The sequence below is a fragment of the Meridianimarinicoccus zhengii genome, from assembly GCF_003254465.1.
GTDB classification, from domain to species: domain Bacteria; phylum Pseudomonadota; class Alphaproteobacteria; order Rhodobacterales; family Rhodobacteraceae; genus Meridianimarinicoccus; species Meridianimarinicoccus zhengii.
Genome location: NZ_QDFI01000051.1, coordinates 18,902 through 30,309, shown reverse-complemented (window position 1 = coordinate 30,309; position 11,408 = coordinate 18,902). Strand labels below are relative to the sequence as shown.

Below are 11,408 nucleotides of genomic sequence, written 5' to 3'. Positions count from 1 at the left end.
CTCCGTTTTCGATCTTGAATCAGAAATGAGACCAAACGGGAATCCCTTGATTGCAGACACGGCCTAGCGCTTGGTGAGTGTCGGGCGGGCAATTGTCCACAACAAGAACTGCTGGAGCGCCGCGTTCGATCAGTGCTTCCAGCATTCCAGTTGGTGTAGGATCGGGAGAATGGCCCAAGTCTGTGTAGACCGCATGAGAAACTGGCAAGGCCGAAACGGACCCTACCGGCTCGAAGAGTGCTTGGGCTATCCGACTCTTGCCAATTCCGGAAAGGCCGGCGATGCGCACGGCACTGGTGCCATCACGAACCAGTTTTCTTATCTCGTCGAGCGCTTCAGGCAGATTTCGGATGGGAGCGCGACGCTCAATATGAAAAACAAGCCCTTCCTCGCAGATCAAATCGTCAACTTCTCCTTCTGGAGTCGATGACCAGCGTCCAAATGGCTGCCAGCCCGAGAGGATGGGAAGGTCCAGGCGCCTGCGTAGCCAAGCAGCCACTGAGGGGTGTGTACTGACCCATCGACTGATGGCATTACGGTCCAAGAGTGCCAGCTCCAGTCTTGTTCCATTCGGGTCATCGGCGACAGCTTCACGCATGGCATCGACGCGGCGTTTGAGCATGGCCTCTGAGCAGTTCGCCCCGGCGCTCGCGATGAGATAGGAGCCACCTCGAGCCGCAATTGCCGAGATCGCAGGGCGTAGATTCCCTCCGGGACGCATCTCGGTGGTGATGGCGCCGGGAGTGAGGTCGGCGGCTTTCACTTGAATTCCAACGTCTCGCCGCGCGAGAGGACCAGCGGAAATGAACGGACCGGTAGGCTCGACCACTACGTCGAGACCGCCATCGGCAGCCGTCTGGCTTCCTCCCCAACGAACCTCATTCCGATGACCGCCTTGTCGTTCGCGCTCGGCCTCGCATAACCGAGCGATCAGTTCGCGAAGATCAGCATCCGATAGATCGACCAAGCGGTTACTCGGAATGTCAAAGATTGGCATGAAAACACTTCCTTTTGCGACGATCTACGAACTGCCGAGATTGTATAAAGCATTGGGCAGGCTTAGCCGAAAGCGCGAACTCTCCGAAATATGTTGGTCGCCTCTGTGGAAACCGCAGCACCAGCGCGCGGTAGCCCGATGCACAGACGAACTGGACCATATGTGCCTCAATGCCGCGTCGCCCCTTGCACCATCCCATCCGTCTCCAGCCGCAGCGCCGCTCGCCACAACGCCGTCTTCATGAACATCGCCTCCTCAAACCGGTAGTTGGCCGTTCCGCGCCCCTGCTGCAGGAGTCCCGCCCAGCATAGCGGGCGCAGCACCTGTATGTAGAGCTGGCCCATCACCTCGTCGTAGCGCGGAACCAGCCCAGTCTCGGGCTCGCCGAAGAGGACATGGCGGAGGTGGGTGCCGGTGGCGCCGTCCTCCATCTCGACGTTCAGCACGTTCAGGAAAACGTCCCAGTTGCCGAGAATCGGCGCGTCGTCGAATGGCGAAATGCTGGCGTGGTTGATGCGAAACAGGAAGAACGGGACGACCGTGCCGAAGATCCGACCGGGATGGCCGACCAGCGCCTGGCCTGCCTTGGTCAGGCGGAACTCGCCCTTGTAATGCCGCCCGAGCTTCATCGCGATCATGAGGTCGTGCAGCACCATGAGCGGGGCGAAGTCGGTCTCGTTCAGGACCTTGTTGACGGCGAAGAGGTCCGCCTTGGTGTGGCCCGGCCAGTCGTACTCGGCCGCGGCCCAGTGCACGAATACGCGCTTGAAAGCCTTGGATGGCGTCAGAGGGATTCCGCCGTGCTCGTCGATCCAAGCCAAGGTCTTTTCGATCGCGCGCACCATCGGCGAGAACGCCAGCGCCGGATCGGCATCGTCTACCTCGCGGAACGCGATCACCTCAAAGCTCCCGCGCGAACCAGCGGATACGGCCGACGATGTGGATCTCGTCGGCCGTTCGCTCGTAGGGGCTGTAGAAGCCGTTGTCCGAGATGACGCGGACTGCGGGCGGGTCGCTGTTCGGGATGTGCTCGAGCCGCTTGGCCACCAGCCCCATGCCGTCGTCCAGCACGAAGATGCCGGGCGGGTTCGGTGCGCGCCGCGCCATGTCCACCAGCACCGTGTCGCCGTCGAGCAGCGTGGGCGCCATGCTGTCGCCTTCCACATGCATGATCCGCAGCTGGGAAGGGCTGGCTTTGAGGCTGTGACGGATCCAGGACCGGCGGAAGTGGTAGGCGCGGCCGGCGGGGTCATCCTGTTCCAGGACCACGGCGCCTCCGCCCATCGACGGGCGCGGGCTCGCATGCGCGATCGAGACGAAGGCCTCGTCCGGGTTCTCGATGAAAGGCGGCGTACCCTCGACGTCGCCGATTCCGTGGATCAGCCAATCGCGGTCGACCTTGAGAACGCGGGCGACCTCTGCCAACCGGTCGATGCCGGGGCGGGATGATCGCCCGCGCAGGATGTCGTAGACGAAGGAGCGGTTCACCCCGGCCATCTCGGCGACGTGGGCGGGGCTGAGGCCGAGCTGATTGGCCCGGGCCCTGAGACGGTCGGCAAGCGTGTGATGCTCGTGCATGTTTCCCCACCCATCTGTGGATGAATTAGGATAAAATCGGATTGATCGGCAGCCGTCAAGCGAATAAGAACAGAAGGTAAACATCGGGCAGGGGAATCGGAGGGGCGCGTGCACATCGACAAGCTGTATTTCACGCTCCCCGAGGTGCTCGAGCGCTGGCGGATCTCCGAGACGGACCTCGTCTATCTGGCCGAGAACGACAAGCTCCGGCTGTCGGTGCGCGTCTTTGGCGAGCCGGTCGAGTTCGGCGACTACGAGGAAGGACAGGACGGCGAGCGTTTCCGCGTGCCGTGGGAGCAGAAGCCTTTCAGCGGCCTGCTCGACCTGCACGCCTGCGACGTTTTCCAGCTGTTCCGCTGCGGCGAGCTCCATGTCAGCGAGTTCCGCACCCCACGCGCGGACTACGCGTCGCTCTACGGTGAGGCCAAGCCGGTCTTCGTGATGATCGGGGATCTGCTGCTAAGGCGCGAGGAACGCGACCGTTTCGAGCTCCAGTCCGGGTTCTCCTCCGGCGGCTCGGCGATGGAGGAGAGCACCTTCATCGCCTCGACCGATTATCAGGAGGTGCGCTGCAACGGCTACCGCTTCCGGCTCGGCCCGATCCAGGCGCAGGTCGTCCGCGCCCTGCACGAGGCGGCGCAGCGCGGCGAGCCCTGGCAGAGCGGCAAGGCCATCCTGTCCTCGGCGGGCTCGAAAAGCCTGCGCATGGCCGACGTCTTCAAGTCGCAGAAGGACTGGCGGCAGCTGATCCGTTCCGACCGCCGCGGCGGCTACCGCCTGAACATCGACTGACCCGCCTGCGATCCCACGAGCGTGGCCTCTGGCCCGACTGGTTTGGGATCGGCCGGGGGATGGAGGGGGATGACGATCCCCCAGCGCGCCGTCCGCGCCTGTCCTGCAAGGCCATATCCATCCCCCTCTGCATCCCCCTGCGATCCTGACGACATCCCATAGCGGGATTTCGCAATCTCTCTCCGAAGCACACGCAAACGGAGAGAGCCGATGCAGCAGAAGCATTGCCTGAATCAGAAGGAACTCGCCCGGCGCTGGACGATCTCGCATCGCACGCTGGAGCGCTGGCGGTGGGCGGGTGAAGGCCCGGCCTACATGAAGATCGGTGGACGGGTCGTCTACCGGCTCGAGGACATCGTCGCCTTCGAGCGCGACCAGCTCCAGCACACCATGGATACCCAGCCGCGCGCGGGAGCGGCCTGATGGGACGCCTGTCGCCCATCACCGAGGCCGAGGTCGTGCAGCTGCATGGCGCGAACGGGCCGGGGCTCGACGAGGTCGGGCTCGCCGCCTGGATCGCGCAGGCCGAGCCCGGCGAGGCGCTGGTCTATCACCGCGGTTTCCTCGCCGTCGATGCCACGTCGGTCATCTCGAAGCTGCCGGCGGATCGGCAACGCACGCTGCAGCTGGTGGCGGCCGCCGCACGACGCGCGGCCGAGCAGAACCTCGTCCACCTCGTGCAGTCCCGGCTCGGCCCCGACGCCTTCGCCTACATCGCCGTCGCCCGTCCGAAGCCCGGCCCGCCCGGCGCCGCGCTCTCGATGCGCCTGCTCGAGGCCGCCTGAATCCCATTCCCCATCCCGGAGACCCCAATGCCCTATCCCGAGAACACACCCACGCCCGATGACCTGCCGGGCCTCAGCACGCAAGAAATTGCTGCGCTGCCCGTCGAACTGCTGGCCATCCTCCAGCGCGAAGTCGACGAGCGCCTGAAACGCGACAAGGCTGCAAAGACCCGGCTCGATGCCGCGCTGACCGTCCGCTACGCCACCCGCGCCGCCGAAGAGCGGCAGGCGCACGCCAAGGATACCGGCACAGTCCGGTTCGACGACGGCGATTTCACCGTGATCGCCGATCTGCCGAAACGGGTCGAGTGGGACCAGTCCCGGCTGGCCGCGATGGTCGAGCGGATCCGCGCCGCCGGCGACGACCCTGCCGAGTATGTCGACATCGCCTTCAAGGTGCCCGAGCGCAAATACGCGGCCTGGCCTGACGCGATCCGCCAGGGCTTCGAGCCGGCGCGGACCGTGAAGACCGGCGCGCTGAAGGTCGAGATTCGGCCGCAGGGAGGCGATGCATGAGCCTCCCGATCATCACCGCCGACGACCGGCTGGCGGAGGTGCGCGGCGTGAAAGCCGCCATCTTCGGACCTCCGGGCATCGGCAAGACCACGCTCCTGCGCACGCTCAACTCGACCACCTCGCTGTTTTTCGACCTCGAGGCCGGCGATCTCGCCATCGAGGGGCTGGCAATCGACACGATCCGCCCGCGCACCTGGCGGGAATGCCGCGACTTCGCGGTGTTCATCGGCGGCCCGAACCCGGCGCTGCGCAAGGACCAGCCCTACAGCGAGGACCACTACCAGGCGATCTGCAAGAAGTACGGCGATCCGAAGGTACTGGAGAAGTACGACACGGTCTTTATCGACTCGATCACCGTGGCGGGGCGGCTCTGCTTCCAGTGGTGCAAAGGCCAGCCGGAGGCGCATTCGGAGAAGACCGGCAAGCCGGACATCCGCGGGGCCTACGGCCTGCATGGGCGCGAGATGATCGCCTGGCTCACCCATCTCCAGCACACGCGGGCGAAGAACGTGATCTTCGTCGGGATCCTCGACGAGAAGCTCGACGACTTCAATCGCAAGGTCTTTGTCCCGCAGATCGACGGCTCGAAGACCGGGCTGGAGCTGCCCGGCATCGTCGACGAGGTGCTGACGCTCACCTCGCTGCCCGACGACAAGGGCGTGCCGCAGCGGGTCTTCGTCTGCCACACGCAGAACAGCTGGGGCTACCCGGCCAAGGACCGCTCCGGCCGTCTCGACCTGCTGGAGCCGCCGCATCTCGGCCGGCTCATCGAGAAGATCCGCCAGCCCCTGCCGATCGATGCGCGCCCGCTCGTGACGGATGCGCCGCGCATCCCGGCGCCCGCCGCAACCCCTCAATCCGATCCCACCAACTGAAAGGACCCCACGCCATGACCGGTCTCTGGAACGATTTCAACGACGCGCAGTCCAACACGAACCTCATCCCCAAGGGCACGCTCGCCAAGGTGCGCCTGACCATCCGTCCCGGCGGCTTCGACGATCCCTCGCAGGGCTGGACCGGGGGCTATGCCACCCGCGGCTCCACCGGCGCCGTCTATCTCAACGGTGAGTTCACGGTGACCGAGGGCCCCTATGCCCGGCGCAAGATCTTCACGCTGATCGGGCTGCACAGCCCCAAGGGGCCGGATTGGGCCAACATGGGCCGCAGCCTCGTTCGCGGCATGCTGAACTCGGCGCGCGGGATCTCGGACAAGGACACCTCGCCCGAGGCGCAGGCCGCACGTCGGATCAACGGCTTCGCCGATCTCGACGGGCTGGAGTTCGTCGCGCGCATCGACATCGGCTCCGATGCCATGGGCGAGGACAAGAACGAGATCCGTGCCGCGGTCACGCCAGACCATCGCGACTATGCGCAGGCCATGGGCACGGCCGGCCACGGCTACCAGCCGCCCGCGCAACCCGCGCCGCAGCCGGCGGCGGCACCGCAGCCGACCGCTCCGGCGGCACCCGGCCGTCCGGCCTGGGCGCAGTGAGGGGCGTCCGATGCGGCTTCGTCCCCGCCAGAAAGTCTTCGTGGAGCGCAGCCTCGCTGCGCTCTCGAAGCACGGCAACACGCTTGGCGTCGCGCCCACGGGCGCCGGCAAGACGATCATGCTCTCCGCGGTCACCGGCAAGCTGGTGGAGGAGACGGAGGCCAAGGCCTGCGTTCTCGCCCATCGCGACGAGCTGACCGGGCAGAACCGCGCGAAGTTCGGCCGGGTCAATCCGGAGGTGACCACGTCCGTGGTGGATGCCGGCTCGAAGTCGTGGGCCGGCCAGGTCACCTTCGCCATGGCGCCGACCCTGTCGCGCTCGCCGAGCCTGAAGGCGATGCCGCGGCTCGATCTGCTGGTGATCGACGAGGCGCATCACGCGGTGGCCGACAGCTACCGTCGTATCATCGACCGCGTGCGCGACGCCAATCCCGAAGCACGCATCTTCGGCGTCACGGCGACCCCCAACCGCGGCGACAGGAAGGGCCTACGCGAGGTCTTCGATAATGTCGGCGACCAGGTCACGCTGGCCGAACTGATCGCGTCTGGTCACCTCGTCCCGCCGCGGACCTTCGTGATCGATGTGGGCGTGCAGGAGAAGCTGCGTGCCGTCCGAAAGACCGCGTCCGACTACGACATGGGCGCCGTCGCGGAGATCATGAACCGCGCGCCGATCACGGCCGAGGTCATCCGGCACTGGCGCGAGAAGGCCGGTGACCGGCAGACCGTGATTTTCTGCTCGACCGTCGCCCACGCGGAAAATGTCGCCGAAGCCTTCAATGGCCACGGGATTTCCGCCGGCATCATCCACGGCGATCTTGGCACCGAGACGCGCCGCCGGATCCTCGCGGCCTATGCCGCTGGCGAAATCCAGATCATCGTCAACGTGGCGGTGCTGACCGAGGGCTGGGACCACCCGCCCACCTCCTGCGTCGTGCTGCTGCGCCCCAGTTCCTGCAAGTCGACCATGATCCAGATGGTCGGGCGCGGCCTGCGCACCGTCGATCCCGCCGAGCATCCCGGCATCGTCAAGTCCGACTGCATCGTGCTGGATTTCGGGATCTCGAGCCTGACCCATGGCACGCTGGAGCAGGACGTCGATCTCGACGGCCGCGATCCCACGCCATGCGACGCGCCGACGAAGACCTGCCCGGAATGCGAGGCGACGGTCCCGCTCGCAGCCCGCCAATGCCCGATCTGCGGCCACGAGTTCCTGAGCAATGGCTATCAGCCGCTCGAAACCGTCGTCCTGACCGAGATCGACCTCCTCAAGCGCTCCAGCTTCGCCTGGGAGGATCTGTTCGATGACGAGTCCGCGCTCATGGCGAGCGGCTTCAATGCCTGGGGCGGCGTGTTTTTTCTCGAAGGCCGCTGGCACGCCGTAGGCGGCGCCAAGAATGAGCGGACGCGCCTTCTCGGCGTGGGTGAACGCACCGTCTGTCTGGCGCAGGCCGACGACTGGCTGAACGAGCACGAGACCGATGAGAGCGCCTTCAAGTCCCGGCGCTGGCTGGGCCAGGCGCCGACGGAGAAACAGCTTCAGTACCTCTCGCCGGCGCAGCGGCAGGATTACGGGCTGACCCGCTACCGCGCCTCGGCGCTGATCACCTTCCAGTTCAACCGGCGCGACATCCGGCGGCTCGTCATGTCGGCCGCGCCCGAGCGGAGGACGGCGTGAGCCATGTCGCGGAAATCCCATCCCCGCCCGCAGAGGCTGCGGATCGACCGGGCTTTGATCGCCTCTGGCATCCGCGCCCGGTGCTCTGCGCCGTCTGCACATCCCGCACGCGTGGCTTTGGCTGGTTCGATCCCCACCGGCCGCGCCGGGACCGCAGCCAAACCCGCCGCTGGTTCTGCTCCATGGGCTGTCAGGCGGCCTTCACCCGCAAAGCAAAGAGAGGACTGAGCATGGTCGATTTCACCGAGGAGGAAACCCAGGCGCTGCCCGCCGTCATGCGCGCGCTCGCCCCCGAAATGGAGCGGATCGGCTGGGACCGTCCGCTGGGCCAGCTGACGCAGAACGACATGCACCGGCTGATCGTCACCACCGTCGAGGCGTTCCGCGCGGAGATGGCGGAGATCGCCGCGGAGTCGGAGATCCCGTTCTGATGCTGGACTACAACCACCGCCCCGGCATCGCGGAGCGCATCAACGCCGCCGTGGATGCCGCGCTCGAGGCCGAACGCGCAGCGACACCTCCACGCGACTATCTCGGCGCGTCGCGGCTGGGCCATGCCTGCGAACGCGCGCTGCAGTTCGAATTCGCGCGCGCACCGAAGGACGAGGGCCAGGACTTCTCGGGCCGGTCGCTGCGGATCTTCGCGATCGGGCACGAACTCGAGGATCTCGCCATCCGCTGGCTTCGGGCGGCGGGGCTCGATTTGGTCACCCAAAAACGTGACGGGGGCCAGTTCGGGTTCTCCGTCGCAGGCGGGCGCATCCGGGGCCATGTCGACGGGATCGTCGCCGAGGCCCCCGCGGTGCTGGGGCTGCGCACGCCGGCGCTCTGGGAATGCAAGACGATGAACGCGAAGAACTGGCGCGAGACGGTGGCCAAGGGCGTGACCGTCGCCAAGCCCGTCTACGCCGCCCAGATCGCGCTCTACCAAGCCTACATGGAAGCGACGGTGCCGGGCATCTCGGCCAACCCGGCGCTCTTCACCGCGATCAACAAGGATACGGCCGAGCTCCACCATGAGCTCGTGCCTTTCGATGCCGACCTCGCGCAGCGCATGTCCGACCGCGGCGTGCGGATCTTGCAGGCCACCGATGCAGGCGAGCTGCTGCCGCGCATTGCGGCAAATCGCGACTTCTTCGAATGCCGGTTCTGCCCGTGGGTCGAGCGCTGCTGGGGCTTGCCGGCATGAGCGACGACAACATCATCCACTTCAACCCCTGGCGGGACTTCAACGACGCAGCACCTCTGGCCGATCCCTTCGCGGTCGAACCGGACGCGGACCAGATCGCCCGTTTCGTCGACGTGGTTTTCGGCTATTCGGAGGGCCTGATCCCGGTCCGCGGTTTCATCGACAAGGGTCAGGGAAAGGACGGACGGCCGCACAACATATGGATCGACGCGGATGCCACCGCGCCGGAGAAGCTCACTACCTTCGCCGGATGGGCATCGCGCGAGGGCGCAGCGGTCTACGTTATCCCTGGCACGGTCGCGGAAACGGGCCAGGCCCGGGCGGCGGACGTCCTGCAGATGCAGAGCGTCGTGGTCGATCTCGACTCGGGCGACATTCCCGCCAAGCTCGATCACCTCCTCCACCATCTCGGCCGGCCGACCCTGATCGTCGAGAGCGGCGGGCGGACGCTTGAGGGCGCAACCAAGCTCCATGTCTGGTGGAAGCTGACGGAGCCCGCGGAGGGCCTTGATCTCGACCGGCTCTGCCAGCTTCGTGGCGAGATCGCGCTGAAGGTCGGCGGCGACACGCATTTCCGCTCGGCCCACCAGCCGATCCGTGTGCCCGGCACCGTCTATCACAAGGGCGGGCTGACCCGGCTCGTGCAGATCCGCGAGGCGACCGAGCTCGAGGTCGATCTCGCCGAGATGGCCGAACGCGTCGCCGACATGCCGCCGATGGCTGGCGTCGGAATGGCCTCGGCCGAGCCCCGCGAGAAACCCGCCATCGACGATGTGCTCATGACCCCGGTGCACGAGGGCGGCACGGATGAGTGGTCCCGTTTCGAGGGGGCGTCGGCCGCCATCGGCTATTTCCTGCGTCTGGTCCACGAGGGCCGGATCTCGATGGACGAGGGCTGGACGGCGATCTGCGGCTACAACGCCGCGATGCTGCGCCCCTCCTGGCCGCTCGACCGGCTGAAGCGCGAGACCAACCGATTGTGGGAGTTGCACATCAAGCGGCACGGGCCGCCGCTGATCCGCCTCGACGGCGCGTCCCCAGCGCAGACCGAGCTGCCGACCTTCACGCTGGGCGCGCTGCTCGACGACACCAGCCCGATGCCCGACGACATCATCGGCCCGCGCGTGCTGACGCCGGGCGGGCTCCTGGTGCTGGGCGGCGCGCCCAAGGTGGGCAAGAGCGACCTGCTGATCGCATTGCTCGTGCACATGGCGGCGGGCGTGCCCTTCCTCGGCTTCACTCCGCCACGGCCGCTGCGGATCTTCTACCTGCAGGCCGAGATCCAGTACCACTACCTGCGCGAACGCATGCAGCAGATCGGTCTGCCGCCCGAGCTGATCGCCGCCGCGCGCGACAACCTGGTCGTCACGCCGAAGCTGCGGATGCTGCTCGATGCCGAGGGCAGCGCCCGCGTGGCCGAGGCGATCAGGGCCGCGTTCCCCGACGAACCGCTCGACATCCTCTGCATCGACCCGATCCGCAACCTCTTCGACGGCGGGCCGGATGGCGGCGGCGAGAACGACAACGCGGCAATGATGTTCTTCCTCAAGGACCGGGTGGAGGTCCTGCGCGACCACGTCAATCCCAACTGCGGCGTGATCCTCGTCCACCACACCAAGAAGCTGTCGAAGCACCAGGTGAAGGAGGATCCGTTCCTCGCGCTCTCCGGCGCCAGCGCGCTCCGGGGCTTCTACACCACCGGCCTTATCCTGCACCGGCCGGACGAGGACTCGACCCAGAGGCGGCTGGAAATTGAGCTCAGAAACGGCCCCGCGCTGCCTGCCAAGGTGGTCGACAAGCTGAACGGCACCTGGACCGAACTCACCCCGAGCAGCGAGCGGCTGGTGCGCAAGGATCTGGGCGCCCGGCATGACGCGGAGCGGGATCGCAAAAATTTGGTCGTCCTCGGGCTGATCTTCGACGAGGCGGCCGAGGGACGGCTCTACACCGCCACCCAGTTTGCCGAAGCGTTCGAGAACCAGCACGATCTTGGCGGGCGCTACAGCATCCGCGAACGGCTCGCAGTCCTCGCCACCAAGGGGCAGATCAAGTTCCGCCGAAATTTCACGGAGCACGGCTTCCCCGGCACGCAATCGCATTTCGGGTATCTCGTCGTCCGGGACATGCGCTTCGGCCGCGATCCCGTCATCGACGCCGAGACTGGCGAGGTTCTCGACGAGGGCGTAGCGGTCCTACCGACCCATTACAAATGCCCCCATTCCGGCCGCGCGCGCGAGGTCGAGAACCCCTCCGTCTGGGTCTATCCGGAGGAGGCTCATGACTGACTTCCTCATCATGAGCGCGGCCTTCCTCATTCTCATCCCTTCCTCATGGCCCAATGAAATCAATGGGTTGTGCATGAAGATGAGAAAGGTCTTCCT

The 11,408-nt window shown here is 66.3% G+C and carries 13 protein-coding genes; 10 read left to right on the top strand and 3 right to left on the bottom strand.

Going from position 1 to position 11,408, the window contains the following annotated elements:
* Nucleotides 1-19: 19 nt before the first annotated feature.
* The 3 genes from DDE13_RS22970 to DDE13_RS15390 form a co-directional block, all read right to left on the bottom strand.
* Nucleotides 20-997 (bottom strand): hypothetical protein, encoded by a 978-nt coding sequence (locus DDE13_RS22970; RefSeq protein ID WP_162631044.1) that lies wholly within the window; start codon nucleotides 995-997, stop codon nucleotides 20-22.
* Between the two features lie 167 nt (nucleotides 998-1,164).
* Nucleotides 1,165-1,896 carry a hypothetical protein gene (locus tag DDE13_RS15395; RefSeq protein WP_111405174.1) on the bottom strand — a complete coding sequence of 244 codons (732 nt, stop codon included), beginning with the start codon at nucleotides 1,894-1,896 and terminating at the stop codon, nucleotides 1,165-1,167.
* 1 nt (nucleotide 1,897) lies between these two features.
* Nucleotides 1,898-2,575, bottom strand: a complete 678-nt coding sequence (locus tag DDE13_RS15390; protein ID WP_111405173.1) for an XRE family transcriptional regulator — start codon at nucleotides 2,573-2,575, stop codon at nucleotides 1,898-1,900.
* A gap of 108 nt (nucleotides 2,576-2,683) precedes the next feature.
* On the opposite strand from DDE13_RS15390, the gene DDE13_RS22965 reads away from it, so the two are divergent.
* From DDE13_RS22965 to DDE13_RS15340, 10 genes are all read left to right on the top strand, one after another.
* Complete coding sequence (locus tag DDE13_RS22965) at nucleotides 2,684-3,367, top strand: hypothetical protein (RefSeq protein ID WP_162631042.1); 684 nt, start codon at nucleotides 2,684-2,686, stop codon at nucleotides 3,365-3,367.
* A 210-nt stretch (nucleotides 3,368-3,577) separates the two neighbouring features.
* On the top strand, nucleotides 3,578-3,790 hold the full coding sequence (locus tag DDE13_RS15380; protein WP_074219579.1) for a helix-turn-helix transcriptional regulator: 213 nt from the start codon (nucleotides 3,578-3,580) through the stop codon (nucleotides 3,788-3,790).
* A complete protein-coding gene (locus DDE13_RS15375) occupies nucleotides 3,790-4,152 on the top strand; it encodes a hypothetical protein (protein WP_235868724.1) in 363 nt (120 codons plus the stop codon). Before DDE13_RS15380 ends, DDE13_RS15375 begins: the two co-directional genes overlap by 1 nt.
* 27 nt (nucleotides 4,153-4,179) lie before the next feature.
* A complete protein-coding gene (locus DDE13_RS15370; RefSeq protein WP_111405171.1) occupies nucleotides 4,180-4,668 on the top strand; it encodes a hypothetical protein in 489 nt (162 codons plus the stop codon).
* Nucleotides 4,665-5,543 (top strand): ATP-binding protein, encoded by an 879-nt coding sequence (locus DDE13_RS15365; protein WP_111405170.1) that lies wholly within the window; start codon nucleotides 4,665-4,667, stop codon nucleotides 5,541-5,543. Before DDE13_RS15370 ends, DDE13_RS15365 begins: the two co-directional genes overlap by 4 nt.
* A 14-nt stretch (nucleotides 5,544-5,557) precedes the next feature.
* Nucleotides 5,558-6,160, top strand: a complete 603-nt coding sequence (locus DDE13_RS15360; RefSeq protein WP_111405169.1) for a hypothetical protein — start codon at nucleotides 5,558-5,560, stop codon at nucleotides 6,158-6,160.
* Nucleotides 6,161-6,170: 10 nt separating this feature from the next.
* A complete protein-coding gene (locus DDE13_RS15355) occupies nucleotides 6,171-7,838 on the top strand; it encodes a DEAD/DEAH box helicase (protein ID WP_111405168.1) in 1,668 nt (555 codons plus the stop codon).
* Nucleotides 7,835-8,269 carry a DUF6511 domain-containing protein gene (locus DDE13_RS22960; protein WP_162631043.1) on the top strand — a complete coding sequence of 145 codons (435 nt, stop codon included), beginning with the start codon at nucleotides 7,835-7,837 and terminating at the stop codon, nucleotides 8,267-8,269. The genes DDE13_RS15355 and DDE13_RS22960 overlap by 4 nt, the downstream gene beginning before the upstream one ends.
* Nucleotides 8,269-9,027, top strand: a complete 759-nt coding sequence (locus DDE13_RS15345) for a PD-(D/E)XK nuclease family protein (RefSeq protein ID WP_111405166.1) — start codon at nucleotides 8,269-8,271, stop codon at nucleotides 9,025-9,027. Before DDE13_RS22960 ends, DDE13_RS15345 begins: the two co-directional genes overlap by 1 nt.
* Entirely contained in the window at nucleotides 9,024-11,312 is a 2,289-nt protein-coding gene (locus tag DDE13_RS15340) for an AAA family ATPase (protein ID WP_111405178.1), read from the top strand. Before DDE13_RS15345 ends, DDE13_RS15340 begins: the two co-directional genes overlap by 4 nt.
* The last annotated feature ends 96 nt before the right edge of the window (nucleotides 11,313-11,408 follow it).